The following is a 24,861-nucleotide window of genomic DNA, read 5'->3' on the forward strand; positions in this document are numbered from 1 at the left end:
GCGGAAGCGGAGCAGGTCGGCAACCTGATCGCCGACGTGCTCGAGAACCCGGAAGACGCAGCGACGATCGAGCGCGTGCGCGCGCAAGTAGCCGAGCTGACCAAGCGTTTCCCGGTTTATCGCTGATCCGGCATGCGCTGCCCGTTCTGCCGGCACGAGGACACGCAGGTCGTCGACTCGCGTGTATCCGAAGATGGCGCCGCGATTCGTCGGCGCCGTCGTTGCTCGGCTTGCGACAAGCGCTTCACGACGTACGAGCGGGTCGAGCTGAACCTGCCGGCCGTCGTGAAGAAGGACGGCAGCCGCACGGAATTCGACCGTCGCAAGATCGTCGCTAGCATGCAACTCGCGCTGCGCAAGCGGCCGGTTGCGGCTGACGCGATCGACGCGGCGGTTGCCCGCATCGAATATCAACTGCTCGCGACCGGCGAGCGTGAAGTGCGTAGCGAGAAGCTTGGCGAACTCGTGATGAACGAGTTGCGCGGCCTCGATACGATCGCCTATGTCCGTTTCGCATCGGTTTACCGCCGGTTCGAGGATGTTTCCGAATTTGCCGACGTGATCGAAGAGTTCCGTCGCGCGTCCCCCTCCAAACCTCCGCGTAAGCGCTGACGCGCTGCGTCCGTTCATCGTCTTCTCCGTGGGTTCAGTTCGCGCCGATTGTGTCGGCCGCGATCGCATGTCGCCAGTCGGCCGTTCGGCTAATGGCGCGTGTCTGCTTGCGTCGTTACAGTCGTCGCATCACGTTGACGGAGGGCGATGGCGATGGGACTGCACCGACAGGGCGTTGAACAACGCGTGCGATGCTGCGGCGGCTTTACGCTCGTCGAGCTGATGGTCGCGATCGCGCTCGCAGCCGCGATCGGGCTATACGCAGCACCTGCATTCGATCAGTGGCACATGCGCGAACGTGTGGATGCCCGCACGCGTGCGTTGCTCGGCGCGCTGTCGTTCGCGCGCACCGAAGCCACTCGTCTCGGCGTGCGCGTCACGCTGTGCAGGGCCGGGCGCGACGGCGAGTGCGTGCGTTCAGGCGAGCGGTGTGACCTGGCGGGATGGTCGTGCGGATGGATCGTCAGCGGGCAGTTCGACGGACGGTCGCGCGTGCTGCGGCGCTATCCGCGCGATGCCGACATCGCTGTCGCGGGGGCGGCGCACGATCTGGCATTTGCTCCGCCGGCGGGTCAGGTGCTTGGCGGGATCAGACGTTTCGAGTTGCGTCCGCAGCGCACGCTGTCCGGTGACGACACACGCGTGTCGCGTTGCGTCCGGATCGCGGCAGGCGGCCGGGCGCGCGTCGTCACCGGTCGTTGCGAAGCGGCATGAAGCGCGCGCGCAAATCGATGCACGGCACGTCGCTGCTCGAAGCGGTGCTGGCCGTCGCGCTTCTTGCAACCGTGATGCTGGCCGTGGCCGGCAGCCAGCTTGCGATGACGCGCGCGCAGCGGGCGACGATCTGGCGTGAACGCGCGCTGTGGCTGGCCGATGCTCGCATTGAGCGCCGGCACGCAGTGGCAGGCGCGGACGACGGCATCGCGGCGCTCGTGTCCGCATCGTTGCCCGGCGGCACGACGGCGCTCGACGATGGGCCGGCGGATGTCCGCTACGTGACGGTCGGCTGGCGTGACGCTCACGCCCACGCGCTGACATCGGCGCGCTGCGAACGTGCGCGGGCAACGGTCGGGCCACCGTCGTGCGTGCGGATTCCGTTTCGGGAGGCCGAAGTCAATGCCGATGAACGGTGAACGCCGCAGCCGCGCGCATACGCTGCTCGAAGTGATGATCGCGATGACGGTCGGTCTGCTGGTGCTTGCCGCTGCCGGTGCGCTGTATCACGCCCAGCGCGTCGCGCAGCGGCGAGCGGAAGACGGGTTCAGGATGCGCGATGCGGCCGCGACCGCGCTGATGCTGATCGGCGAGCAGATCCAGATGGCCGGGTTTCGCCCGCTCGATGTCGAAGGGCCGCCATCGTTACCGCCCGTGTTCGGCTGTTCCGCGGGGCGCGTGCGAGGCAATGGAGCGCAGGTGCGCTGCGAAGCCACGCGTGCGGCGTCGGACGCATTGCTGGTTCGGTATGTCGGCGATGCCGTGTCGACGTGGCCGACGATTGGGGCACAGGTGTCGGATTGTCTCGGGCAGGGTGTTGGCGCGCCTGGTGAGCGGCCGCTCGTGGAAAATCGCTTCGACGCGCATGTCAGTCCGTCGACGGGTGAGCCCGAGTTGTACTGCGAGGGAAGCGGGCGCCCGGGTACGCCGCAACCCGTCGTGGCCGGCATCGACCAACTGCGCGTGCGTTACCTGCGTCGCGAAGGCGCGCAGTTCGTCGACGCCGGGGCGATGGGCAGCGGCGACTGGCGCGATGTCGTTGCCGTGCATGTATGCGTGCGCGCGCGTGGCGAACCGATGCACGGGCCCGCGCGTCATGTCGATTGCGACGGCCGCACGGCCGTTTCGCCGGACGGTCGCGCGCATCTGGCGCTGCATCGAATCGTCGCGTTGCGCAATGCCGCGGTCGCATCCACCGATCCCGTAGGTGATGCGGCGCAGGATCATGAGGTGTTGCGATGATCGACGCGAACCGATTCGTCGACCAGCTCGCCATGCGAATCGAGGCAGGTCTCGCAAGGCAGCGCGCCGTGGCGTTCCGCGACATGCGGCACGCGGTGAGGGCCCCATGCTGAGCGGAAAACCATCACGCACACGCTTTCCGTCCACCGGCCGCCGCTGGCGTCGCGACGCAGGCCTTGCACTGCCTGCCGTGATCGCCGTTGGCGCGGCGGTCGCCGCGCTGACCGGCACATGGTTCGAATCCGCATTGACGGAATCGCGCCGCACGCGTGCATTGTCGGACCGGCTGATTGCATTTCACGCAGCCGATGCGGCGGTCGCAGCCTGCACGGCGCGATTGCTCCGAGGCGGGGTGCCGTACATCGGCGAACTCGCGTCGTCCGCCGAGCCGGACGCATGGCGGCGTGCGACCGCGCTCGGTGTCGCCGAAGCATTCGCGCCGTTCGCATCCTGGCCGATGGCGGCCCAGCCGCCGCGTTGCCTGATCGAAGCCTGGCGAGGCGTCGGCCCTCAAGGGAGTCGTGCTTACCTTGTCACCGCGCGTGGTGTCGGTGGCCATGCGTCAAGCGTGGTCTGGCTGCAGAGCCAGGTCGCGGTGCGACACGGACGCATCGTTGCACAGCGCTGGCGTCGCGTCGCGGCGGTTCATCGATGAAACAGCCTCCATTGCTGCGCCGATCGGTGGCGTTCACGTTGCTCGAGCTGATGATCGTGCTCGCGATCGTCGCCGCGCTGGCCGGGTGGGGTATTCCGTCATATCGCGAGCACGTCGCGCGCGTGCATCGCGCATCCGCGGTCGCTGCGCTCTACCGCGCGGCTCAGTATCTCGAAACGCTCGACGGCGCGCCGCCACGGACGCTGCCAGACGCATATTCGCAGGCGCCCCCGGACGGGCAGGCGGTCTACGACATCGCGCTGCGGCGAGCAGGCGGCGACGATGCACCGGTCGCCTACGAACTCGTTGCACGCCCGCTCGATGCAGGCCCGATGCGCGACGACGCATGCGGTGCTTTCACGCTGCGCGCGGACGGGACGAAGGGCAATGCGGGATCGAACGACGCGGACGCGGACGCACGGGAGCGGGCATGCTGGGGCGTGCGTTGATCACGCGATCACGCACGGACAACGCGCAACGGCGCCGGGGCCATGCGCGCCTGTCGTTGCGCGTCAGTCGTCGTTCGTGGCAGGTTTGCGCTCGTCGCGCGATTGTTTCCAGATCCGGTAGACCTCCCAAGCAGCGAAGCCGACGGAGCCCCACTTCAGCGCGGGGCCAGCGCTCGCGCGCAGCAGCGAGCGTACGGGTTTCGCCAGCACGAGCGACGCGAGCGAACTCAGCATCGGGTACTGGTTGACGAGTTGGCCGAGGCTCGCGTTCAGGTTCTTGGCGGACTGGCTGAACTTGGTGCCAGACAGGCCGGGGACGAATACCTTGAGCCAACTGAAGCGCGTGACGGCGTGGCGCATTTCGGCGGCGGCTTCGGCAAGCTCGAGCCGTTCGACCTCGGATCGCAGGATCAGCAATTCCTTGCGGAGTGCGCGATGCTGCGACGCGCTCCAGTTCGATCGCGACGAATGGGGGCGGGTTGAATGGCCCGTGACGTTCTGGCTCATGGCGCGTCGGCGAAGTAGGTGAGGGAGGGGAACGCGATTGCGTTCACGGCTTGCCGCGAAAAATTTCGCGATCCTTCTCGAGCTCGGCGAGCGTCGCCTCGAACACGGTCGGCGCGGCGCGCAGGCCCGAACGCGCTTTCAATGCACATCCGATGCCCGCGATTGCGTACAGCGCGGTGATGGCCGCGAGCGACTGCCAGCGATAGGTGTCCCAGAACGCGATCGTGACGAGCACGGTCAGGCTGATGAGCGCCATCGTCGCGAGCATCATGGCCGCGAGCCCGAGGAACAGCACGCCCATCAGGCGTTCCTTCTCCTCGGCGAGTTCGATGCCGACCAGTTCGAGCCGCGTTTGCAGGAGGCCGATTGCGGAGCCGACGAGGCGGCGCAGCGGTCCCTGGCCGGACGGCTGCGGGTGGGTGTCTGTCGTCATGGATGAGGCGCTTGTGCGCGCATTGAGCGGCTAGGGCAAAGCGGGCCGGTGGCGGACCGCCGGCTGGCTTCGGCACCCATGCGCCGCACCGGGCGGCACATGGGGCGGAACGGCGCTGAGCGCGTTACTTGCGGTTGATCAGCAGGCCGATCAGCACGCCGACGCCGGCAGCGACGCCGATCGACGTCCACGGATGCTCGTGCACGTAATCGTCGGTCGCGCGTGCGGCCTTCTTGCCTTTCTCGACCACCACGACCTGGACGTCGGTTGCCTTTTCCTTGGCCTGCTTCAGTCGCGACATGGCTTTCTCGCGCAGCTCGGCCGCACGGTCGCCCGTGCTGCTCGCTGCCTGCTTGAGCAGATCCTCGGCGTCCGCGAGAACGGTTTTGATATCCGACATCAGTTTCTCCTTGTTGATTTCCGACATTGCAACTCCCTTCATGCTGTCATGCTGCAGGTTCACATCGTAGCGAAACCCTTGCCTGCTGGCGAGCCGGGAAGACACGCGGCGGCGGTGCAAGACCACATGGTAAATGACTCGTTAGCATTGACAGAGCGGCAAATGCTGCGAAAAGTTTCCGTTGCGGCCGTCCGTCGTGTCCCGATACCGGGTAAAAATGACAAAAAAGTATGAATATCAAACAGAATAATCGTTCGCGCCGCCCATTGCTTCCCGTAAGCTGATGGACTGTCCCGCGCCGTCCAGCGCGCGGTTTCAACCAGCATCGTTCGAGGAGGGAACATCATGAGTCTGCGTCTTGGTGACATCGCACCGGATTTCGAGCAGGAATCGAGCCTGGGCCCCATCAAGTTTCACGAGTGGCTGGGCGACAGCTGGGGCGTCCTGTTCTCGCACCCGGCCGACTACACGCCGGTGTGCACGACTGAACTCGGGCTGACCTCGAAGCTGAAGGGCGAATTCGAGAAACGCAACGTGAAGGTGATCGCGCTGTCGGTCGACGGCGTCGAATCGCACAAGGGCTGGATCAACGACATCAACGAAACGCAGTCGACCGTCGTCGGTTTCCCGATCATCGCCGACGCGGACCGCAAGGTGTCGCAGCTGTACGACATGATCCACCCGAACGCGAACGAAACGCTGACGGTGCGCTCGCTGTTCGTGATCGACCCGAACAAGAAGGTGCGGCTCACCATCACCTATCCGGCCAGCACCGGCCGCAACTTCGACGAAGTGCTGCGCGTGATCGACTCGCTGCAGCTGACCGACAACTACAAGGTCGCGACGCCCGGCAACTGGAAGGACGGCGACGACGTCGTGATCGTGCCGTCGCTGCAGGATCCGGAAGAGCTGAAGAAGCGTTTCCCGAAGGGCTTCAACGCGGTGCGTCCGTACCTGCGCCTCACGCCGCAGCCGAACAAGTAAGCATCGGCGCGTGAACGCGGTACCGGGCCGGGGGCCCGGCGCGCGGATCCGATGAAAAACGGCCCGCCCGGCAGTCATGCCGAGCGGGCCGTATCTTTTTGCGCGTCGCCGCGGCACTGCCGCGTACGGCGCCGCATCCGGACGATCAGAAGAATGCCTGGATGCCCGTCTGCGCGCGGCCGAGGATCAGCGCGTGGATGTCGTGCGTGCCTTCGTACGTGTTGACCACTTCGAGGTTCACGAGGTGGCGCGCGACGCCGAATTCGTCCGAGATGCCGTTGCCGCCGAGCATGTCGCGCGCGAGCCTCGCGATGTCGAGCGCCTTGCCGCACGAGTTGCGCTTCATGATCGACGTGATCTCGACGGCCGCCGTACCTTCGTCCTTCATCCGGCCGAGACGCAGCACGCCCTGCAGGCCGAGCGTGATTTCGGTCTGCATGTCGGCGAGCTTCTTCTGGATCAGCTGGTTCGCGGCGAGCGGCCGGCCGAACTGCTTGCGGTCGAGCACATACTGACGCGCGGTGTGCCAGCACGACTCGGCCGCGCCGAGCGCGCCCCAGGCAATCCCGTAGCGCGCCGAGTTCAGGCACGTGAACGGGCCGCGCAGGCCGCTCACGTTCGGCATCAGGTTCTCTTCGGGCACGAACACTTCGTCGAGGACGATCTCGCCGGTGATCGATGCACGCAGCCCGACCTTACCGTGGATCGCCGGCGCCGACAGGCCCTTCCAGCCCTTTTCGAGGATGAAGCCGCGGATCGCGTCCTTGCCGTTTTCTTCCAGTTTCGCCCACACGACGAACACGTCGGCGATCGGCGAGTTGGTGATCCACATCTTCGAGCCGGACAGCGAATAACCGCCAGGCACCTTCGTCGCGCGCGTGACCATGCTGCCCGGGTCGGAGCCATGGTTCGGCTCGGTCAGGCCGAAGCAGCCGATCCATTCGCCGCTCGCGAGCTTCGGCAAGTATTTCTGCTTCTGCGCGTCCGAGCCGAATTCGTGAATCGGCACCATCACGAGCGACGACTGAACGGACATCATCGAGCGGTAGCCGGAGTCGACGCGCTCGACTTCGCGCGCGATCAGCCCGTAACTCACGTAATTGAGGCCGGGGCCGCCGTACTCTTCCGGAATCGTCGGGCCGAGCAGGCCGATCTCACCCATCTCGCGGAAGATTTCGGCGTCGGTGCGTTCATGGCGGAACGCCTCGGTGACGCGCGGCGCGAGCTTGTCCCGCGCATACGCGTGCGCGGCATCGCGCACCATCCGCTCTTCTTCGGTCAGTTGCTGGTCGAGCAACAGCGGATCGTCCCAATGAAAAGTTGCAGCGCTCATCGTGTCATCTCCTGTTGGCCAAGGTGGGCGCTTCAGCGCTTGCCCTGATCCCATGCTTTGCGGTCGGTCCCGGGCTGGCGCGTCGCGGCCTGCCCCGATATCTAACGTTCGCTTGACTATAGTTCCGCTGTGCGGAACAATGTTTTGCAAAACGAACTCAGTGTAGCATCACATGACGCTTTCAACCATCGACGAAACCACGATCGACGAACGCAAGTTCGTCGTTGCGCTCGCGCGCGGGCTCGACCTGCTGCGCGCATTCCGGCCCGGCGAGACGGTGCTCGGCAATCGCGACTTCGCGGAGCGCACCGGGCTGCCCAAGGCGACGGTGAACCGGCTCGCCTACACGCTGACCGTGCTCGGCTACCTGCGCTATGACGAGACGCTCGGAAAGTATGCGCTCGACGCCGGCGTGCTGTCGCTCGGCTACGCGCTGCTGTCCGGCTCGGGGACGCTCGATCTCGCCCGGCCGCACATGCAGGCGCTCGCGCGCGAGATCGGCGCGGCCGTGTCGCTCGGCTGCCGCGACGGGCTCGACATGATCTATCTGGAGACGATCCGCAGCGAAACCGCGCTGACGCTCGGGCTTGCGCCCGGCTCGCGGCTGTCGATGCTGACGAGCTCGATGGGGCGCGCGTACCTGGCCGTGCAGCCGGAGGACGTGCGCCGCGCGCTCTATGCGGATCTGCACCGGGCCGCCGGCGGCGCGGCCGACGCGGATGCGCTCGTCGCGGCCGCGCAGGACGCGGTGGCCGAGTTCTCCGCGGGCGGATGCTGCTATTCGTTCCGTGCGTGGCACATGGACGTGAACGCGGCGGCCGTGCCGTTTCGCGAACCGCGCGAGGGGCGCTGGCTGATCCTGAGCTGCAGCGGGCCTGCATCATCGATGGACGAGGACGTGTTCCGCACGCAGGTCGGGCCGAAGCTGAAGGCGCTCGCGCAGCGGCTCGGGCAGACGGTCTGAAACGGTCGCCGCGAGCGGCGCGTCGCCGGGCCGACCGGGCACCGGAGTGGGCGCCGCCGCCGGTTGCACCGCGCACGAACCGCGCTCATCATCATCCACCGGTTCCCCGACGATGACGAGGTGCGCGATGTCCCACCCGGAAACCATGGAAGGCGGGTGCGCGTGCGGGGCGATCCGCTACCGGATCGCCGGCATTCCGGCCGACGCAGGTTTTTGCCATTGCCGGCTCTGTCAGCGCACGACGGGGGCGGCGGTCGTCGCGTCGGCATCGGTGCCGCTCGACGCATTCGAATATCTGCGAGGTGAGCCGACGGTCTATGCGTCGAGCGCGTGGGGCGAGCGGCGCTTTTGCGGTCGCTGCGGCGCGCAGTTGGAGTACCGCCTGTCCGATGCGCCGACGACCGTGGAAATCAATTACGCAACGCTCGACGAGCCCGCGCGGCTGCGTCCCGCGTGGCACGTCTGGTACGGGGATCGCTTCCCGGGTATCGAGATCGACGACGATCTGCCGAAATTCGAGGATGGCGGAACGGCATAGGCTGCGGCCGTCGACGTGCCGACGTCGAATCCGCGCGCAAGCGCGTCCGACCTTTCACGCATGAACGGAAGGGAAACCGGCCGGTTTCGGGCGACGATGCACGCGGCCCCCGATTCCCGAAGCAATCCGGATACCGGGTTCCGCCATCCGGCGTGCCGTACCCGGCGCGGGCCGGTCATCCGCCCGCTCAGGCCGGGACGACCTTCGCGAACACCGGCCCCTGCATGAACCGCACGTCGTGCTGGCGCAGCAGCTCGCACTGCGTCTCGTCGGCGACGCCGTCGAAAATCAGCGGAATCCGCACGCGCTGCGCATACGCGACCAGCGCCTTCACCATCCCGTCGCGCAGCGCGATGCCCGCATCCATCTTGATGTAGTCGGGCCGTGCCATCTCCGATTCGACCGCGAGGATCCGGCCCGGGTCGGGCAGCTTGTCCGCGACCTTGAAGCCGTGATGCTGGTAGCTGCGCGTCAGGTAGCCGAGGAAGGTCTTGTGCGCGACCGCGACCGCCGGCAGCTCGATCACGATCCGCTCGGTCGGCAGCCCGAAGCGCTGCAGCACCGACGAGAAATGCTTGCCGTGGTCGTACTTCACGCTCTTGAGCAGCCGTTCGTGCACGCGCAGGAACAGCAGCCCGTGTCGTTGCGCGCCGAAGAAGTTGATCGCGTGCAGCGCGCGCGACAGCCGGTCGATCGCGACGAGCGTCTGGTCGTCGACGGCCGAGTCGACCGGGTCGTGCGGCGTGCCCGTGACCAGCGTGACGGCCTGGAAGCCAAGCTCGTCGCCGTAGCGCTCGATCGCGTCAGCAAACGATGTCGACTGCGGCGCGCCGGGCATCGTCACGTCGTAGATCGGTTCATAGGCGCTCGCGAGCGTGCGCTCCGGCAGGGTGGCGCACGCGGTACCGCCCTCGGCGAGCGCAAGGTGTTCCCGCAGATACGGCAATTGCCCGGCACGGACGACCAGCTCGGGAATGTTGGGCGGAATCATCGGCGTAGGAAGGAAAAATGGCGGCCGAAAGGGCCGCCTCGTGCCTTGATATTAGCAGCGCGCGCCCGGCTCGGCTTGGCGTTTCGCTCATATGGTTATCCCGTCCTCGAACCGATGGCTAGGGTTTACGTTGATTTCACTATTCGTAATTGGTTTTACTATTCGTAAATCCAATGATTTGTCGCCGATCAAGAAAAGCGGCGTTCGGGCGCCCGGAGCGGCGCCGTTTCCCGAATCGAATCAACAGGAAGCAAGGAGCGAGACGTGGCGGTTGACAGCAAGTGGGCGAGGCAGGGCGGGCCGCGGCAGCGGCGGGCAACGGGCATGAGCGGGACGACGCGGCGCGCGTCGGCGCGCGGACGGCAGGGCTGAGGAGCGGATGGCGACCATGAGCATCGATTACCAGACGCTGAAGTTCGACTACCGGCCGCGCGCGACGCGCGGCGCCGGCGATGACGCCGCCATCCACCCGGTGGTGGTGGTCGGTGCGGGCCCGGTGGGCCTGTCGGCCGCGATCGACCTCGCGCAGCAGGGCGTGCCGGTCGTGCTGCTCGACGACGACGACACGCTGTCGACGGGCTCGCGCGCGATCTGCTTCGCGAAGCGCACGCTCGAGATCTTCGATCGGCTCGGCTGCGGCGAGCGTTTTGTCGACAAGGGCGTGAGCTGGCACGTCGGCAAGGTATTCCTGCAGGACGAACAGCTGTATGCGTTCGACCTGCTGCCGGAGGAAGGCCATGCGCGTCCCGCATTCATCAACCTGCAGCAGTACTACGTCGAAGGCTATCTGGCCGAGCGCGCGTTCGCGCTGCCGAACATCGACATCCGCTGGAAGCACAAGGTGACGGGTGTCGCGCAATCGGCGGAATACGCGACGCTCACCGTCGAGACGCCGGAAGGCATCGAGACGCTGCGCGCGCAGTACGTGATCGCGGCCGACGGCTCGCGCAGCCCGATGCGCGCGGCAATGGGCCTCGAGAGCCGCGGCCGCACATTCAAGGACCGCTTCCTGATCGCCGACGTGAAGATGAAGGCGGAATTCCCGACCGAGCGCTGGTTCTGGTTCGATCCGCCGTTCCACCGCAACCAGTCGGTGCTGCTGCACCGCCAGCCCGACAACGTCTGGCGCATCGACTTCCAGCTCGGCTGGGATGCCGATCCGGTCGCCGAGAAGCAGCCGGAGCGCGTGATCCCGCGCGTGCGCGCGCTGCTCGGGCCGGACGTCGAGTTCGAGCTGGAATGGGTGAGCGTCTATACGTTCCGCTGCCAGCGGATGGATACGTTCCGGCACGGCCGCGTGTTGTTCGCGGGCGATTCCGCGCACGGCGTGTCGCCGTTCGGCGCGCGCGGCGCGAACAGCGGCGTGCAGGACGCGGACAACCTCGCGTGGAAACTGAAGCTCGTGCTCGACGGCCGCGCGGATGACCGCCTGCTCGACACCTATGCGAGCGAGCGCGAGTTCGCGGCTGACGAGAACATCCGCAACTCGACGCGCTCGACCGACTTCATCACGCCGAAGAGCGCGGTGTCGCGCGTGTTCCGCGACGCGACGCTGAAGCTCGCACGTGACTGCGAGTTCGCGCGCAAGCTCGTGAACAGCGGCCGCCTGTCAGTGCCGGCCGTGCTGGCCGATTCGCCGCTGAATACGCCGGACCGCAACGGCGACGCGTTCGCGTGCGCGATGCGGCCGGGCGCGGCGGCGGCCGATGCGCCGGTGCGCGCGCACGGCGCGTCGGGCTGGCTGCTGCGGCATCTGGGCGACGGCTTCGCGGGCATGCTGTTCGGCCTGCCGGGCGACGCCGCCGCGCTCGCGCAGGCACTCGACGGCCTGGCGCTGCCGGTGCGGCCGGTGCTGGTCGTGCCGGCCGGGCACGCGCAACCGGTGGCTGGCGTCGACGTCGTGGAGGACGTCGACGGTTTGGCCGCGCAACGCTACGACGCGCAGCCCGGCACGTTCTACCTGCTGCGCCCCGACCAGCACGTCTGCGCGCGGATGCGCTCGCTCGAGCGCCAGGCGATCGCCGACGCGCTGGCGCGCGCGACCTGCGCGCGCGCAACACCGCATTGAACACGACAACGATACTGGAGATACCCGTCATGCCCCGACTCGACACCCGCCCGCGTCTGGCCGATCCGGACGCGTTCTACGAAGCGCTGATCGACATGCATCGCGACCTGTCCGACGCCGACAGCCAGCTCGTCAACGCGAAGCTGATCCTGCTGCTCGCGAACCAGATCGGCGATGCCGACGTGCTGCGCGAAGCGATGGCGCTCGCGCGTCAGGGCGTGACGCCGCCCGTGCATCCGGCCGCCGAGGTGGCGCAATGAGCGCGGCGCCGGCCGACGCGCGCGTGCTCGAAGTCGAGAGCGTGATCGACGAGACCCATCGCCCTGGTTTTCACTGGATGCTGCTCGCGTTGTGCGGGCTGTGTCTCGTGATCGACGGCTTCGATGCGCAGGCGATGGGGTATGTCGCGCCGAGCGTGATCGCCGAATGGGGCGTGCCGAAGCAGGCGCTCGGCCCGGTGTTCAGCGCGAGCCTGTTCGGGATGCTGCTCGGCGCGCTCGGGCTGTCGGTGCTGGCCGACCGGATCGGGCGGCGCCCGGTGCTGATCGGCTCGACGCTGTTCTTCGCGGTGACGATGCTCGCGACGCCGTTCGCAAGCTCGATTCCCGTGCTGATGGCGCTGCGCTTCGTCACGGGCCTCGGCCTCGGCTGCATCATGCCGAACGCGATGGCGCTGGTCGGCGAATTCAGCCCGGCCGCGCATCGTGTGAAGCGGATGATGATCGTGTCGTGCGGCTTCACGCTCGGCGCCGCGATCGGCGGCTTCATCAGCGCCGCGCTGATTCCGGCGCTCGGCTGGCGCTCGGTGTTCTTCGTCGGCGGCGCGGTGCCGCTCGTGCTGACGCTCGCGATGCTCGCGCGGCTGCCCGAGTCGCTGCAGTTCCTGGTGCTGAAAGGGCGCGACGCACAGGCCCGCGCCTGGCTCGCGCGTTTCGCGCCGCAGGCCGGCATCGACGCGAGCACGCGCCTCGTCGTGCGCGAGCGCGCGGCGAGCGGCGCGCCGGTCGCCGAGCTGTTCCGCCATGGCCGCCTGCCGGTCACGCTGCTGCTGTGGGCCATCAGCTTCATGAACCTGATCGACCTGTACTTCCTGTCGAACTGGCTGCCGACCGTGATGCGCGACGCGGGCTACTCGCCGGGCACGGCGGTGATCGTCGGCACGGTGCTGCAGACGGGCGGCGTGATCGGCACGCTGTCGCTCGGCTGGTTCATCGAACGCTACGGCTTCGTGCGCGTGCTGTTCGCGTGCTTCGCGTGCGCGGCTGTCTCGGTCGGACTGATCGGCTCGGTCGCGCATGCGCTGCCGTGGCTGCTGATCGTCGTGTTCGCGGGCGGCTTCTGCGTGGTCGGCGGGCAGCCAGCCGTGAATGCGCTCGCGGGCCAGTATTACCCGACGTCGCTGCGCTCGACCGGCATCGGCTGGAGCCTCGGCATCGGCCGGATCGGCTCGGTGCTCGGGCCGCTCGTCGGCGGACAACTGATTGCGCTCAACTGGACCAACGGCGCGCTGTTCCACGCAGCCGCGGCGCCCGTGCTGTGCTCGGCGCTGTTCGTGCTGGGACTGGCCGGCGTAACGCGGCGCAGCGGTGCGCAGGCGCCGAACGCCGCCTTGAATTGATGGAGAAAGGAAACGATGACGCTTGACCTGTCGAAACCGGCGAACGCCGGCTACCTGAGCGGTTTCGCGAACGAATTCGCGACCGAGGCACTGCCCGGCGCGCTGCCGCATGGGCGCAACTCGCCGCAGCGCGCGCCGTACGGGCTGTATGCGGAGCAACTGTCGGGCACCGCGTTTACCGCGCCGCGCAGCCACAACCGCCGCTCGTGGCTGTACCGGATCCGGCCGGCGGCCGTGCACCGGCCGTTCGAGCCGTTCACGGGCACGCAGCGGCTCGTGTCGGAATTCGGCGACTCGGCCGACGTGCCGCCGACGCCGCCGAACCAGCTGCGCTGGGATCCGCTGCCGATGCCGGTCGAATCGACCGATTTCGTCGAAGGGCTCGTGACGATGGCCGGCAACGGCTCGGCCGCCGCGATGAACGGCTGCGCGATCCACCTGTACGCCGCGAACCGCTCGATGCAGGACCGCTTCTTCTACAGCGCCGACGGCGAACTGCTGATCGTGCCGCAGCAGGGGCGGCTCTTCATCGCGACCGAGTTCGGCCAGCTCGACGTCGAGCCGTTCGAGATCGCGGTGATCCCGCGCGGCGTGCGTTTTTCCGTCGCGCTGCCGGACGGCGATGCGCGCGGTTACATCTGCGAGAACTTCGGCGCGCTGCTGCGCCTGCCGGACCTCGGCCCCATCGGCTCGAACGGGCTCGCGAACCCGCGCGATTTCCTCACGCCGCAGGCCGCGTACGAGGATCGCGAGGGCGCATTCGAGCTGGTCGCGAAGCTGAACGGGCGCCTGTGGCGCGCGGATATCGGACATTCGCCGTTCGACGTCGTCGCGTGGCACGGCAACTACGCGCCGTACAAATACGACCTGCGCCTGTTCAACACGATCGGCTCGATCAGCTTCGACCATCCCGATCCGTCGATCTTCCTCGTGCTGCAGTCGCCGAGCGACACGCCCGGCGTCGACTCGATCGACTTCGTGATCTTCCCGCCGCGCTGGCTCGCGGCCGAGGATACGTTCCGCCCGCCCTGGTTCCACCGCAACGTCGCGAGCGAGTTCATGGGGCTCGTGCACGGCGCGTACGACGCGAAGGCCGAAGGTTTCGTGCCGGGCGGCGCGAGCCTGCACAACTGCATGTCGGGCCACGGGCCGGATGCGGACACGTTCGAGAAGGCATCGGCGAGCGACACGACGAAGCCGCACAAGGTCGACGCGACGATGGCGTTCATGTTCGAAACCCGCACGCTGATCCGGCCGACGCGCTACGCGCTCGACACCGCGCAGCTGCAGGCCGACTACTTCGAATGCTGGCAAGGCATCAAGAAACATTTCAATCCGGAGCAACGATGAGCGATACCCAAGACTGGCGCGCGACGCTCGACCCGGCCCGCAAGAGCTGGGTCGAGACGGCGAACGATCCCGCCTGCGATTTCCCGATCCAGAACCTGCCGTTCGGGATCTTCAGCGATGCGAAGCAACCGGCGCGCCGCGCGGGCGTCGCGCTCGGCGACCAGATCGTCGACCTCGCCGCGCTCACGCGTGCGGGCCTCGTGACGCTGCCGGCCGGCGCCGATGCGTTCGCCGCGCCGACGCTCAACGCATTCATCGCGCTCGGCCGCGACGCATGGCGCAGCGTACGCGTGCAACTGTCGGACCTGTTCTCGCGCGACAACGCGCGGCTGCGTGACGATGCGGCGCTGCGCGCGCAGGTGCTCGTCGCGCAGCGCGACGCGACGCTGCACCTGCCGGTCGACATTCCCGGCTACACCGATTTCTATTCGTCGAAGGAGCACGCGACCAACGTCGGCTCGATGTTCCGTGATCCGAAGAATGCGTTGCTGCCGAACTGGTCGGAGATGCCGATCGGCTACAACGGCCGCGCGTCGTCGGTGGTCGTGAGCGGTACGCCGGTGCGGCGCCCGAACGGCCAATTGAAGCTGCCCGACCAGGAGCGTCCGGTGTTCGGCGCATGCCGCAAGCTCGACATCGAACTGGAAACGGGCTTCATCGTCGGCCGCGGCAACGCGCTCGGCGAGCCGATCGCGTGTGAAGATGCCGAAGCGCATATCTTCGGGATGGTGCTGTTGAACGACTGGAGCGCGCGCGATATCCAGCAGTGGGAATACGTGCCGCTCGGCCCGTTCAACGCGAAGACCTTCGCGACGACGATCTCGCCGTGGATCGTCACGCTCGACGCGCTCGAACCGTTTCGCGTCGAGCAGCCCGAACAGACGCCGCAGCCGCTCGCGTATCTGCGGCACGCGGGCAAGCATGCGTTCGACATCGCGCTCGAAGTGACGCTGCGCGCGGAGGGCGCCGCCGAAGCGACGTCGATCTGCCGCACCAACTTCAAGCACATGTACTGGACGATGGCGCAGCAGCTCGCGCATCACACGGTCGCGGGCTGCAACACGCGCGTCGGCGACCTGATGGGGTCGGGCACGATCAGTGGGCCGACGAAGGACTCGTTCGGCAGCCTGCTCGAACTGACGTGGAACGGCAAGGAGCCGCTCGCGCTGAATGGCGGCGGCAGCCGCGCGTTCATCGAGGACGGCGACGAGCTCACGCTCGCCGGATGGTGCCAGGGCGACGGCTATCGCGTCGGCTTCGGCACGTGTGTCGGCAAGATCCTGCCGGCACGGAGCGCGTGACGGACCGCGGCTCGACACGCACACGTAGTCCGGAAGGAGAGGACGGCCCGCGTTGCGCGGGCCGTTTTCGTTGTGCCGACGGATGGCGATGCGCATGCGCCGGTGCGTGAGGCTGCGCACGAGCGAGCGTCATCGCCGGTGTCTACGTCAGCGTCAAACCGCGCGCTGCAACGCGGCGCGTCGTTCCCACAGCGCGGCCGCGACGAACGCAGCGACGCAGGCGACCAGCACGCCGATCAGCGCGTTGCTGCCCAGTTGCTCCATCAACGCGCCCGCGACCAGCGGGCCGCCGAAGCTCGCGGCGCTCCACGATGCCGACACGAGCGAACTCGCGGTGACGAGCGCCGCGCCGCGGAAGCGCTCGCCGCATGCGACCAGCGACAGCGTGTAGATGCTGCCCGCCGCCGCGCCGAGCACGAACAGCAACGGCCAGCACAGCCACGGATTGGCGATCACGAGCGGCAGCAGCGGCAGGCCCGCGAGCACGATCCAGCCCGCACCGAGGTGCACGCGTTCGCGGCCGAGCTTGTCCGCGAGCCAGCCGATCGGGAACTGCATCGCGGTATCGCCGAACAGCATGATCGACGCGAGCAGCACGGCGGTCGCGCTCGCGACGCCGTGATCCATCGCGTAGAGCGGCAGCAGCGACAGCGCGAGCGTGTCGAACAGCGCGAAGAAGCCGGTGCCGATGATCAGCGCGGGCATGCGCGGCAGCACGGCGAGCCAGCTGTCGTGCGCTGCGTGATGCGCGTCGTCGCCGGCGAGCGGCGCGCGCCGGATCGTCGCGAGCGTCGGCAGCGCGAGCAGGAACAGCGCGCCGCACAGCGCGAAGCGGATGCTCGTCGCGCCGGCAATCTGGCTGACGAGCACGGGGCCCGCCATCTGGAACAGCGTGAAATTGGTCGCGTAGATCGCGACCACGCGGCCGCGCGTCGAATCGTCGGCGAGCTGGTTGACCCACGCCTCGCCAATCGTGAACAGCAGCATCAGCGCGGCGCCGCACAGCACGCGCAGCGCGCCCCACAGGATCAGGTTCGACGTGAACTGCATCAGCGCGGTGGCTGCAGCAAGCAGTACGACCGACACGACGATCGCGCGGCGCGCGCCGATGTGTCGCGCGAGCGCGGTGACGAACGGGACGATCGCGAGACCGCCGAGGGCCTGCGCGGCCGTCAACATGCCGACGACGTTGGTGCCGTGTCCGGCCTCGGTCAGCGCGAGCGCAGTGAGCGGCAGTGTGGCGCCGGTGCCGAGACCGACGACCGCGACGCTCAGGATCAGCGCAAGGAAATCACGATTGAGAATGGCTTTCATCGGCGGGGATGCTACACCGCGGACCTTGAAAGGTCCATGAAGGCCATCAGGTCCGCGTGGAGTTGTGCGCGCAACGATTGCAGCAGGGTTGCGTTACACGTACTCGGTCGGCACGGCCACCGGGCGGCGTTCGAGCGACGCCGACCACAGCGTGAGCGCCAGTGCCGCGACGGCCATCGCGACGCCGACCCACGGCAGTTTCACGAGCGACACGCCGGAGCCGATCGCCATGCCGCCGAGCCAGGCGCCCGTCGCGTTGCCGAGGTTGAACGCGCCCTGGTTCAGCGTCGACGCGAGGTTCGGCGCGTCGCTCGCGCGATCGACGATCAGGATCTGCAGCGGCGGCACGATCGCGAATGCGAGGATGCCCCACACGAAGATCGTCGCGAGCGCCGCGAACGGCAAATGCATCGTGCCCGCGAACAGCGCGAGGACGATGCCGATCAGCGCGAGCGTCGCGATCAGCGACGGCATCCGGCGCCAGTCGGCGAGCTTGCCGCCGAGCGTGCCGCCGACCGTCAGGCCGAGGCCGAACAGCAGCAGCACGTAAGTCACCTGACGCGGCGAGAAGCCCGTCACGTCCTCGAGGATCGGCGTGATGTACGTGAACACGCTGAACAGGCTCGCGGACGCAAGCACGCTGATGCCGAGCACCATCAGCACCTGCGGGTGCTTCAGCACGCTGAATTCCCGCGTGATGCTGGTGTCGGGCATCGCGAGGTTCTTCGGCAGGCAGACCGCGAGCGCGGCGGCCGCGGCGATGCCGATCCCGGTGACGGCCCAGAACGTCGCGCGCCAGCCGAACGCCTGGCCGAGCGCGGTGCCGAGCGGCACGCCGAGCACGTTCGCGAGCGTGAGGCCGGTGAACATCAGCGCGATCGCCTGCGCGCGCCGGTTCGGCGCGACCAGGTTGCTCGCGACCACCGAACCGATCCCGAAGAACGCGCCATGGCAGAACGCGGTGACGACGCGCGCGGCCATCAGCACCGCGTAGCCGGGCGCGATCGCGCAGAACAGGTTGCCCGCGATGAACAGCCCGATCAGGCCCATCAACGCGCGCTTGCGCGGCATCTTCGCGGTGACGATCGCGAGGATCGGCGCGCCGATCGTCACGCCGAGCGCGTAGCCCGACACGAGCATGCCGGCGGCCGGGATCGACACGCCGAGGTCGCGCGCGACGTTGGGCAGCAGCCCCATGATCACGAACTCGGTGGTACCGATTCCAAAGGCGGCAACGGCAAGGGCGAAGAGAGGTAACGGCATCGCGGTGGGCTACGGAAAGGCCGCGGCCCGAGGTCGGCGCGGGATGCGCGGGGCGGGCGGGGCGGGAGGCATCAGCCGCGATTCTACTTCAGTGAAAACCCCAATGCTCGGGGCCAAAACGGATGTTGCCGGCGCGCGACGCGGTAACGGCCGGGGTGCGTCACAGTGTGGGATTGGGCGGGTCCAGCGGCGGCGCGGCGAAATTCGGGCCGGAGCAACGCCGATGGAGCGGCGCCTTGCGCGCGCCGTGGGTTCGGTCAGCGTTCGGGCAGGGCGCCGGCTGGCGGCGAGTCTGAGCGGTCGTCCGGTCCGGCAACGGCGGGCGACGGCGATGGCGACGATCCGGCCGTCGCGTCGGCGTTTGCCGCGCAATCGGCCGCCTGCATCGCCGGTGCGTCCCAACCGTTTTCGAACAGGCATGCCTCGATCGGCATCCGCGCGGCCCAGCGCTCCTCCTCGAGCATCGGCTTCGCATAGAACGCATCGACATGCCCGACGCACAGCACGGCGATCGGCTTCGCGCCGGCCGGCATGCCGAGCAGCGTGCGCAGCGCGTCGACGTCGAACAGCGACACCCAGCCCATCCCGAGCCCTTCGGCGCGCGCGGCGAGCCACATGTTCTGAATCGCGCAGGCGGCGGACGCGAGGTCCATCTCCGGCAGCGTGCGGCGGCCGAACACGTGGCGCTCGCGATCGTCGGTCAGCGCGACGACCAGCAACTCGCCGCATTCGCGCACCCCTTCGACCTTCAGCCGCATGAATTCGTCCTGCCGCTCGCCGAGTGCGTCGGCGGTCGCGCGGCGCTCGGCCTCGACCAGCGCGTGGATCGCGGTGCGCAGCGCGGGATCGGTGATGCGGATGAAGCGCCATGGCTGCATGAAGCCGACGCTCGGCGCGTGGTGCGCGGCGCGCAGCAGCCGCGCGAGCGTGGCCGGATCGACGGGCGCCGGCGTGAAATGGCGCATGTCGCGCCGTTCGAAGATCGCGCGGTAGACCGCGGCAATGGCGGAGTCGTCGAAACGCATGAGCGGCAGAAGCAAGGGGGAAGTCGGCGCAACGATAGCAGACACCGGACGGGCGGCGTTACATCAGTCAAAACAAAATGATGAATCGTTGACGGATCACGTGCGCCGAGCGCCGCGGATCAGCGCCCCGTCGTGACGACGTTGGTCGGCGTGCCGGCGTGCCACGCCTCGATGTTCAGCAGCGTCGTGTGCGCGATCTCGGCGAGCGCCTCGCGCGTGAAGAACGCCTGGTGCGACGTGACGATCACGTTCGGGAACGTCAGCAGGCGCGCGAGTACGTCGTCCTGCAGCGGCAGGTCGGAGTGATCCTCGAAGAACAGACCGCTTTCCTCCTCGTACACGTCGAGCCCGAGATGGCCGAGCTGGCCGCTCTTGAGCGCGTCGACCAGCGCCTGCGCGTCGACGAGGCCGCCGCGGCCGGTATTGATCAGCATCGCGCCGTGCTTCATCCGCGCGAGCGTCTGCGCGTTGATCAGGTGGTGCGTCGACGGCAGCAGGGGGCAGTGCAGGCTGACGATGTCCGAATGGTGCAGCAGCTCGTCGAGTTCGACGTAGCGCGCGCCGAACGCGATCAATTCGTCGTCGTACGGCGGCAGCGAGTGCGCGAGCACGTGCATCCCGAAGCCCATCATGATCTTCGCGAACACACTGCCGATCAGGCCGGTGCCAATCACGCCGACGGTCTTGCCGTGCAGGTCGAAGCCCAGCAGGCCGTTCAGCGAGAAGTCGCCTTCGCGCGTGCGTGCGACCGCGCGCGGCAGCCGGCGGTTGAGTGCCAGGATCAGTGCGACCGCGTGTTCGGCAACCGCATGCGGCGAATACGCCGGCACGCGCACGACGGCGATGCCGAGCCGCTCCGCGGCCGCCAGGTCGACGTGGTTGAAACCCGCCGAGCGCAGCGCGATCAGGCGCGTGCCGCCGTCAGCGAGCCGTTGGAGCACGGCCGCGTCGACGGTGTCGTTGACGAACGGACAGACGACCTCGAAACCGTGCGCGAGGATCGCGGTTTCCGCGTCGAGGTGCGACGGCTGGAAGTGCAGCCGATAGCCGAATTGCCGGTTGGCGGCGGTAAACGATTCGTCGTCGTACTTCCGGCTGCTGAACAGGATCACACGCACGCTGCACCTCCGATGGCTGTCGCGTGCAGTTTACTGCAGGCCCGTCTGCCGGCCGGTGGCGATGTCGGTGCGATCGGGCGTGCGCAGGAAGCCGTAGCTGGGCCGCTCGCGGGCCGCCTGTGCGCCGAAATGCTCGAGCGCGTGCTCGACGAAGCTGCGCGTGCGGGCCGGCACGTACTGGCGGTTCGGGTAGACGAGCGATAGTTGCGTGTCCGTGTCGTCGATCCGGTAGGCGGGCAGCAGCCGCACGAGCGTGCCGGTGGCGAGCGCGTCGACGATGCTCGCCTCGGGCAGCACCGCGATGCCGGACCCGGCGACGGCCGCCGCCTGCACGAGCGCCAGCTGGTTGACCGTGCAGGTCGGGCGCACCGTGATCGAATGCGTGACGCCGTCGTGGCCGACCAGCCGCCACGCGGGCGCATGCTGGTGCGGTGCGAGCGCGACCCAGTCGTGGCCCGGCAGGTCGTCGGGCGCGCGCGGCTCGCCGCGCCGTTCGAGATACGCGGGCGCCGCGCAAGCGACGAACGGGTTCGGTGCGAGTGCATGGCCGATCAGGGTCGGGTTGCCGTCGAGCAGGTTGCCCGTCGCGATGCCGACGTCGTAGCCGGAATCGAGCACGTCGAGCGGCCCTTCGGCGACGGTGAGCTGCACGCGCAGTTCCGGGTAGCGGTGCCGGAAACTGCTGACGAGCGGGGTGAGCGCAAGCGGCGACAGCAGGCCCGACGCGACCACGCGCAGCGTGCCGGCCGGCTCGCGCACGGCGTGCGCGACGGACGCCTCGAGATGATCGAATTCCTCGAGCAGCGCACGGCAGCCGTCGAGGTAGCGCAGGCCGGCCTCGGTCAGCGACAGGTTGCGCGTGGTGCGGTGGATCAACCGCGTGTTCAGGTGAGACTCGAGCATCGCGATCGAGCGCGTGACGAGCGCATTGGATACGCCTAGATGGTGCGCCGCGCGCCGGAAGCTCTGCTGTTCGGCGACGCAGACGAACACACGCATGGTCTGAATCTGGTTCATGGCTCGCGAATTTCTGGCCCGGTTGATTGATTTTGGTTGTGATTTTTCGTTGCGCGACCAGGAAAAACGTCGCGTGACACCAGGTTCTGGCACATATCGAAAAATCGGATTTCGATTCTGCAGACGATTGTTCATTACAGAACCGATATCCGTCAACCTGAGAAAATGGGCGGGTTGCGTAAAATCGAAATCACGGGTATCGATTTAGCGGGGAAGTGTCGTGTGTGTGTGCGGGGGATAGCCGGAAGTGTATTGAGTGAAACTGCCGGTGGTTTGAATATTTCGAATATAAATCAACGTATTGCGCGTAATCGCGTGTGGCGGGGTGCGGTAATGGGCGAAACGCTCGCCAATTGATGCCGCGATAATGGATGTTTCCGCCCAGGTCTGGTTTTCGTGGACCGATTCCACTCTGCACGATTTTTATCGTGATGGCCGGTATTCCGGTTGATACATGTATCGTGCAGAGCGCGGGCATCCGGAGCGCGTCGCAATACTGCGCGAGAAAATCGCGGACATCGAACCGCGGATGGAACCGTTTCGCATGCGCGCGGCAATGCCGCGGCATTGCGCAACGCCGGCATGCAACGTAGGCCCGGCCGGCTGGCCCGGTCCGTCGACCGGGCCAGCGTCAGGCTGTCCGGCCGCGCGTGCCTCTTGCGCGCGAGCGCGGAACGCGGAATCATCGACCAGTTCGCCGTGCCGTGCGGCGAACGACGTCCGAGCGTTTTCTTCCTTCCTCCCTGACCTGCCATGTCCATCGATTACTCGCCGATTCCCTGTCCCGTCGTCGTGCCGCTCGACGCGATCCTGCCCGAAGAACCGCTGCTGATGATGGGGGCCGGCCCGGTCCCGATCCCGGCCGCCGTCGCGAAGGCGAACACGATCGTGATCAACCACCTCGGCGCGACGATGGCGAAGATCATCGAGCAGGTGAAGGAGATGGCGCGCTACGTGTTCCAGACCCGCACGAAGTGGGTGCTCGGCGTTGCCGGCCCCGGCTCCGCCGCGATGGAGATGGCGATTTCGAACCTCGCGTGGCGCGGTACGCGCGTGCTGTCGATCCGCAACGGCTTCTTCAGCGCGCGGATGGCCGAGATGGCCACGCGCGTCGGCGCCGACGTCGCCACGCTCGAGGTGGCCGACCGCTCGGTCGCGAGCCTCGACGAAATCGCGGACGCGATCGCGCGGGAGCGGCCCGAGATCGTCACGATCGTGCAGGGCGAGACGTCGAACACCGTGTGGAACCGCGATCTGCGCGACATCGCGGCGCTCGCGAAGGCAGCCGGCGCGCTGGTCGTGGTCGACGCGGTGTGCACGCTGTCGACGATGCCGCTCGAGATGGACGCGTGGGGCATCGACGCGGTGATCACGGGTGGCCAGAAGGGGCTGTCGTCGATCCCCGGTGTGTCGCTGATCGCATTCTCCGACGCCGCGTGGGAGCGCATGAAGCATCGTCCGGAACCGAACGCGCACTGGTGCCTCGACATGGCGCTCGCGGAGAACTTCTGGCACAACGCGGGCTATCACTACACGGCGCCGGTGTCGGGCGTGCTCGCGCTGCACGAGGCGCTGCGGCTCGTCTGCGCGGAGACGCTCGAAAGTCGCTTCGCGCGCCACCTGCGCTGCTCGCTCGCGCTGCAGGCGGGCGTCGAGGCGATGGGGCTCGCGCTCTATGCGCCGAAGGATTGCCGGCTCAACTCGGTGGTCGGGATCGAGACGCCCGAAGGGCTCACGCCCGGGATGGTGTGCGGCCATATCTCGAAGCAGTACCAGGTCGAGATTTCGGGCTCGTTCGGGCTGCCGATCGTGCGGATCGGGCAGATGGGCGAACAGTGCCGCGAACACAACCTGTTCCGCACGCTGCATGCGTTCGGCCGCACGATGGTCGATCTGAAGGTGCCGGTCGACCTGCCGGCCGGCGTGGCCGCGCTCGAGCAGGAACTGTCGCGGCGCGGTACCTAAGCGGACAGACGCGAGGCGGGTGCGCTGCACGAAACCGCCTCGTCGACAGCCGGCGTGCGGCGTTCAGCCGCCCTGCATCGCGCGCCGGTACGCGTTCGGCGTCGTGCCGTGCGCGTCGCGAAAGCGGTGGCTGAAGTGGCCGGCGTTCGCGTAGCCGCATTCGGCCGCGACCTGCGCGAGCGGTAGCGCCGTCGTGCGCAGCAGCAGGCGCGCCCGGGCGAGCCGCTGCTCGGCCACCCACGCGTGCGGCGCGCGGCCGAACGACAGCCTGAACATCCGCGAGAAATGGTATTCGGACAGCGCGGCGACGTTCGCCAGCTCGCCGAGCGTCAGCGGCTGCGACAAGTAGGTGTCGATGTAGTCGCGCACGCGGCGGCGCACGGCCGGCGCGAGCCCGCCGCGGAACGGCACATCGGTGCGCGTCGTGCTCTGGCCGCGCAGCAGCAGGCTCAGCACGTCGTGCGCGGCTTCGTTGACGCGCAGCCGTCCGTCGGCATCGTCCCAGCGTTCGAGCGCAAGCGAACGGAACTGTGCCGCGACGCGTGCATCCTCGAAATAGGTGCGGTCGGCGAGCTTCAGCTCGCGCGGCTCGCGATCGAGCTCGCGGATCGCGCGCTGCGTGAAGTGCTCGGGCAGGAAGTACAGGTGGATGAAGTGCATCTCGCCGCGCACCCACCAGCGCGACTCATGGTCGCCCGGCAGCGCGCACAGCAGGCTCGGCGCGCCGTAGCGCGGCACGCGTTCGCGCTCCGTCCGGTAGCCGCCGTCCAGATAGCACGACAGCGTGTGGTGGCCGGGCTGTTCATAGATCGTTTCGCTTTCGTCGGTGATGCGCGTCCACTCGGCGATCGCGAGATGGTCGCCGAGCCACGTGAAGCGCTCGAGCGTCGCGTTCGCCTCGGCGAGCGTGCGGCACACCGACTGCAGGCCGAACGGCATCGCACCGCCCGCAAGGGCAGCCGCGTGGTCGACGGGCGGGGCGTACAGGGGCGAACTCATG

Annotated in this window: 26 protein-coding genes; 15 read left to right on the forward strand and 11 right to left on the reverse strand. The window is 67.9% G+C overall.

The genetic code is table 11. From position 1 onward, the window contains the following. Positions 1 to 132: 132 nt before the first annotated feature. The 6 genes from nrdR to WS75_RS20110 all read left to right on the forward strand — a co-directional run bounded on the left by nrdR (position 133) and on the right by WS75_RS20110 (position 3,672). Positions 133 to 612 carry a transcriptional regulator NrdR gene (gene nrdR / locus WS75_RS20085; RefSeq protein ID WP_006760615.1) on the forward strand — a complete coding sequence of 160 codons (480 nt, stop codon included), beginning with the start codon at positions 133 to 135 and terminating at the stop codon, positions 610 to 612. A gap of 153 nt (positions 613 to 765) precedes the next feature. Further along, the gene (locus WS75_RS20090; protein WP_059682529.1) at positions 766 to 1,326 is read left to right on the forward strand and encodes a GspH/FimT family pseudopilin; all 561 of its coding nucleotides are present in this window, start codon (positions 766 to 768) and stop codon (positions 1,324 to 1,326) included. After that, positions 1,323 to 1,745, forward strand: a complete 423-nt coding sequence (locus tag WS75_RS20095; protein WP_059682451.1) for a type IV pilus modification PilV family protein — start codon at positions 1,323 to 1,325, stop codon at positions 1,743 to 1,745. Before WS75_RS20090 ends, WS75_RS20095 begins: the two co-directional genes overlap by 4 nt. Next, entirely contained in the window at positions 1,729 to 2,568 is an 840-nt protein-coding gene (locus tag WS75_RS20100) for a PilW family protein (protein WP_082729674.1), read from the forward strand. The genes WS75_RS20095 and WS75_RS20100 overlap by 17 nt, the downstream gene beginning before the upstream one ends. Before the next feature lie 106 nt (positions 2,569 to 2,674). Beyond that, positions 2,675 to 3,223: a pilus assembly PilX family protein gene (locus WS75_RS20105; protein WP_082729675.1), complete on the forward strand. Its 549-nt coding sequence runs from the start codon at positions 2,675 to 2,677 to the stop codon at positions 3,221 to 3,223. Further along, positions 3,220 to 3,672: a type IV pilin protein gene (locus tag WS75_RS20110; RefSeq protein ID WP_059682453.1), complete on the forward strand. Its 453-nt coding sequence runs from the start codon at positions 3,220 to 3,222 to the stop codon at positions 3,670 to 3,672. Before WS75_RS20105 ends, WS75_RS20110 begins: the two co-directional genes overlap by 4 nt. Positions 3,673 to 3,735: 63 nt before the next feature. On the opposite strand, the gene WS75_RS20115 is transcribed toward WS75_RS20110, so the two are convergent. The 3 genes from WS75_RS20115 to WS75_RS20125 all read right to left on the reverse strand — a co-directional run bounded on the left by WS75_RS20115 (position 3,736) and on the right by WS75_RS20125 (position 5,039). Beyond that, a complete protein-coding gene (locus WS75_RS20115) occupies positions 3,736 to 4,179 on the reverse strand; it encodes a DUF3318 domain-containing protein (RefSeq protein WP_059682455.1) in 444 nt (147 codons plus the stop codon). 43 nt (positions 4,180 to 4,222) lie between these two features. Then, positions 4,223 to 4,612 (reverse strand): phage holin family protein, encoded by a 390-nt coding sequence (locus WS75_RS20120; RefSeq protein WP_059682458.1) that lies wholly within the window; start codon positions 4,610 to 4,612, stop codon positions 4,223 to 4,225. A 124-nt stretch (positions 4,613 to 4,736) separates the two neighbouring features. After that, entirely contained in the window at positions 4,737 to 5,039 is a 303-nt protein-coding gene (locus WS75_RS20125; protein WP_006754606.1) for a DUF883 family protein, read from the reverse strand. A gap of 318 nt (positions 5,040 to 5,357) precedes the next feature. Here WS75_RS20125 and WS75_RS20130 point away from each other — a divergent pair, with 318 nt between their 5' ends. After that, entirely contained in the window at positions 5,358 to 5,996 is a 639-nt protein-coding gene (locus tag WS75_RS20130; RefSeq protein ID WP_034182833.1) for a peroxiredoxin, read from the forward strand. A gap of 145 nt (positions 5,997 to 6,141) precedes the next feature. Here the strand turns inward: WS75_RS20130 and WS75_RS20135 are convergent, their stop codons facing one another. Next, a complete protein-coding gene (locus WS75_RS20135) occupies positions 6,142 to 7,329 on the reverse strand; it encodes an acyl-CoA dehydrogenase (protein ID WP_059682460.1) in 1,188 nt (395 codons plus the stop codon). Between the two features lie 172 nt (positions 7,330 to 7,501). Here WS75_RS20135 and WS75_RS20140 point away from each other — a divergent pair, with 172 nt between their 5' ends. Beyond that, positions 7,502 to 8,293 carry an IclR family transcriptional regulator gene (locus WS75_RS20140; RefSeq protein WP_059682462.1) on the forward strand — a complete coding sequence of 264 codons (792 nt, stop codon included), beginning with the start codon at positions 7,502 to 7,504 and terminating at the stop codon, positions 8,291 to 8,293. 127 nt (positions 8,294 to 8,420) lie between these two features. Continuing rightward, positions 8,421 to 8,831 carry a GFA family protein gene (locus WS75_RS20145; RefSeq protein ID WP_059682464.1) on the forward strand — a complete coding sequence of 137 codons (411 nt, stop codon included), beginning with the start codon at positions 8,421 to 8,423 and terminating at the stop codon, positions 8,829 to 8,831. Positions 8,832 to 9,018: 187 nt separating this feature from the next. Here the strand turns inward: WS75_RS20145 and WS75_RS20150 are convergent, their stop codons facing one another. After that, positions 9,019 to 9,822, reverse strand: coding sequence for an EAL domain-containing protein (locus WS75_RS20150; RefSeq protein WP_059682466.1), 804 nt, complete (start codon positions 9,820 to 9,822; stop codon positions 9,019 to 9,021). 379 nt (positions 9,823 to 10,201) lie between these two features. Between WS75_RS20150 and WS75_RS20155 the strand changes: the two genes are divergently transcribed. From WS75_RS20155 to fahA, 5 genes are read left to right on the forward strand one after another with little or no spacing between them, the layout of a single operon-like run. Then, complete coding sequence (locus WS75_RS20155) at positions 10,202 to 11,890, forward strand: FAD-dependent oxidoreductase (RefSeq protein WP_059682469.1); 1,689 nt, start codon at positions 10,202 to 10,204, stop codon at positions 11,888 to 11,890. 29 nt (positions 11,891 to 11,919) lie between these two features. Next, positions 11,920 to 12,150 carry a DUF2783 domain-containing protein gene (locus WS75_RS20160; RefSeq protein ID WP_014897947.1) on the forward strand — a complete coding sequence of 77 codons (231 nt, stop codon included), beginning with the start codon at positions 11,920 to 11,922 and terminating at the stop codon, positions 12,148 to 12,150. Continuing rightward, positions 12,147 to 13,508 (forward strand): MFS transporter, encoded by a 1,362-nt coding sequence (locus WS75_RS20165; protein ID WP_059682471.1) that lies wholly within the window; start codon positions 12,147 to 12,149, stop codon positions 13,506 to 13,508. The genes WS75_RS20160 and WS75_RS20165 overlap by 4 nt, the downstream gene beginning before the upstream one ends. A gap of 15 nt (positions 13,509 to 13,523) precedes the next feature. After that, positions 13,524 to 14,858: a homogentisate 1,2-dioxygenase gene (gene hmgA, locus WS75_RS20170; protein WP_059682472.1), complete on the forward strand. Its 1,335-nt coding sequence runs from the start codon at positions 13,524 to 13,526 to the stop codon at positions 14,856 to 14,858. After that, positions 14,855 to 16,159, forward strand: coding sequence for a fumarylacetoacetase (gene fahA, locus WS75_RS20175; RefSeq protein ID WP_059682474.1), 1,305 nt, complete (start codon positions 14,855 to 14,857; stop codon positions 16,157 to 16,159). Before hmgA ends, fahA begins: the two co-directional genes overlap by 4 nt. 153 nt (positions 16,160 to 16,312) lie before the next feature. Here the strand turns inward: fahA and WS75_RS20180 are convergent, their stop codons facing one another. From WS75_RS20180 to WS75_RS20200, 5 genes are all read right to left on the reverse strand, one after another. Continuing rightward, positions 16,313 to 17,473 carry an MFS transporter gene (locus WS75_RS20180; RefSeq protein ID WP_059682477.1) on the reverse strand — a complete coding sequence of 387 codons (1,161 nt, stop codon included), beginning with the start codon at positions 17,471 to 17,473 and terminating at the stop codon, positions 16,313 to 16,315. A 93-nt stretch (positions 17,474 to 17,566) separates the two neighbouring features. Next, on the reverse strand, positions 17,567 to 18,736 hold the full coding sequence (locus WS75_RS20185; protein WP_059682479.1) for an MFS transporter: 1,170 nt from the start codon (positions 18,734 to 18,736) through the stop codon (positions 17,567 to 17,569). Between the two features lie 257 nt (positions 18,737 to 18,993). Then, entirely contained in the window at positions 18,994 to 19,761 is a 768-nt protein-coding gene (gene bluB / locus WS75_RS20190) for a 5,6-dimethylbenzimidazole synthase (protein WP_059682533.1), read from the reverse strand. Between the two features lie 119 nt (positions 19,762 to 19,880). Then, positions 19,881 to 20,879: a 2-hydroxyacid dehydrogenase gene (locus WS75_RS20195; RefSeq protein ID WP_059682481.1), complete on the reverse strand. Its 999-nt coding sequence runs from the start codon at positions 20,877 to 20,879 to the stop codon at positions 19,881 to 19,883. A 30-nt stretch (positions 20,880 to 20,909) separates the two neighbouring features. Further along, positions 20,910 to 21,896, reverse strand: coding sequence for a LysR family transcriptional regulator (locus WS75_RS20200; RefSeq protein ID WP_059682483.1), 987 nt, complete (start codon positions 21,894 to 21,896; stop codon positions 20,910 to 20,912). A 753-nt stretch (positions 21,897 to 22,649) separates the two neighbouring features. On the opposite strand from WS75_RS20200, the gene WS75_RS20205 reads away from it, so the two are divergent. Then, positions 22,650 to 23,861, forward strand: a complete 1,212-nt coding sequence (locus tag WS75_RS20205; protein WP_059604498.1) for a pyridoxal-phosphate-dependent aminotransferase family protein — start codon at positions 22,650 to 22,652, stop codon at positions 23,859 to 23,861. Positions 23,862 to 23,924: 63 nt separating this feature from the next. On the opposite strand, the gene WS75_RS20210 is transcribed toward WS75_RS20205, so the two are convergent. Next, complete coding sequence (locus WS75_RS20210; RefSeq protein WP_059682485.1) at positions 23,925 to 24,860, reverse strand: AraC family transcriptional regulator; 936 nt, start codon at positions 24,858 to 24,860, stop codon at positions 23,925 to 23,927. Position 24,861 lies beyond the last annotated feature (1 nt).

Origin of the sequence: Burkholderia sp. FL-7-2-10-S1-D7 (assembly GCF_001524185.1) — a bacterium.
GTDB lineage: Bacteria > Pseudomonadota > Gammaproteobacteria > Burkholderiales > Burkholderiaceae > Burkholderia > Burkholderia diffusa.

Excerpts from the sequence above, each read along its gene's own strand:
- nrdR (WP_006760615.1), top strand. The coding sequence starts at position 133 with ATGCGCTGCCCGTTCTGCCGGCACGAGGACACGCAGGTCGTCGACTCG.
- WS75_RS20210 (WP_059682485.1), bottom strand. The coding sequence starts at position 24,860 with ATGAGTTCGCCCCTGTACGCCCCGCCCGTCGACCACGCGGCTGCCCTT.
- WS75_RS20100 (WP_082729674.1), top strand. The coding sequence starts at position 1,729 with ATGCCGATGAACGGTGAACGCCGCAGCCGCGCGCATACGCTGCTCGAA.
- WS75_RS20115 (WP_059682455.1), bottom strand. The coding sequence starts at position 4,179 with ATGAGCCAGAACGTCACGGGCCATTCAACCCGCCCCCATTCGTCGCGA.
- WS75_RS20150 (WP_059682466.1), bottom strand. The coding sequence starts at position 9,822 with ATGATTCCGCCCAACATTCCCGAGCTGGTCGTCCGTGCCGGGCAATTG.
- WS75_RS20200 (WP_059682483.1), bottom strand. The coding sequence starts at position 21,896 with ATGAACCAGATTCAGACCATGCGTGTGTTCGTCTGCGTCGCCGAACAG.
- WS75_RS20130 (WP_034182833.1), top strand. The coding sequence starts at position 5,358 with ATGAGTCTGCGTCTTGGTGACATCGCACCGGATTTCGAGCAGGAATCG.
- WS75_RS20110 (WP_059682453.1), top strand. The coding sequence starts at position 3,220 with ATGAAACAGCCTCCATTGCTGCGCCGATCGGTGGCGTTCACGTTGCTC.
- WS75_RS20140 (WP_059682462.1), top strand. The coding sequence starts at position 7,502 with ATGACGCTTTCAACCATCGACGAAACCACGATCGACGAACGCAAGTTC.
- WS75_RS20120 (WP_059682458.1), bottom strand. The coding sequence starts at position 4,612 with ATGACGACAGACACCCACCCGCAGCCGTCCGGCCAGGGACCGCTGCGC.
- WS75_RS20165 (WP_059682471.1), top strand. The coding sequence starts at position 12,147 with ATGAGCGCGGCGCCGGCCGACGCGCGCGTGCTCGAAGTCGAGAGCGTG.
- WS75_RS20155 (WP_059682469.1), top strand. The coding sequence starts at position 10,202 with ATGGCGACCATGAGCATCGATTACCAGACGCTGAAGTTCGACTACCGG.
- WS75_RS20145 (WP_059682464.1), top strand. The coding sequence starts at position 8,421 with ATGTCCCACCCGGAAACCATGGAAGGCGGGTGCGCGTGCGGGGCGATC.
- WS75_RS20180 (WP_059682477.1), bottom strand. The coding sequence starts at position 17,473 with ATGAAAGCCATTCTCAATCGTGATTTCCTTGCGCTGATCCTGAGCGTC.
- WS75_RS20105 (WP_082729675.1), top strand. The coding sequence starts at position 2,675 with ATGCTGAGCGGAAAACCATCACGCACACGCTTTCCGTCCACCGGCCGC.
- WS75_RS20160 (WP_014897947.1), top strand. The coding sequence starts at position 11,920 with ATGCCCCGACTCGACACCCGCCCGCGTCTGGCCGATCCGGACGCGTTC.
- WS75_RS20205 (WP_059604498.1), top strand. The coding sequence starts at position 22,650 with ATGTCCATCGATTACTCGCCGATTCCCTGTCCCGTCGTCGTGCCGCTC.
- WS75_RS20125 (WP_006754606.1), bottom strand. The coding sequence starts at position 5,039 with ATGTCGGAAATCAACAAGGAGAAACTGATGTCGGATATCAAAACCGTT.
- hmgA (WP_059682472.1), top strand. The coding sequence starts at position 13,524 with ATGACGCTTGACCTGTCGAAACCGGCGAACGCCGGCTACCTGAGCGGT.
- WS75_RS20185 (WP_059682479.1), bottom strand. The coding sequence starts at position 18,736 with ATGCCGTTACCTCTCTTCGCCCTTGCCGTTGCCGCCTTTGGAATCGGT.
- WS75_RS20135 (WP_059682460.1), bottom strand. The coding sequence starts at position 7,329 with ATGAGCGCTGCAACTTTTCATTGGGACGATCCGCTGTTGCTCGACCAG.
- bluB (WP_059682533.1), bottom strand. The coding sequence starts at position 19,761 with ATGCGTTTCGACGACTCCGCCATTGCCGCGGTCTACCGCGCGATCTTC.
- WS75_RS20090 (WP_059682529.1), top strand. The coding sequence starts at position 766 with ATGGGACTGCACCGACAGGGCGTTGAACAACGCGTGCGATGCTGCGGC.
- WS75_RS20095 (WP_059682451.1), top strand. The coding sequence starts at position 1,323 with ATGAAGCGCGCGCGCAAATCGATGCACGGCACGTCGCTGCTCGAAGCG.
- fahA (WP_059682474.1), top strand. The coding sequence starts at position 14,855 with ATGAGCGATACCCAAGACTGGCGCGCGACGCTCGACCCGGCCCGCAAG.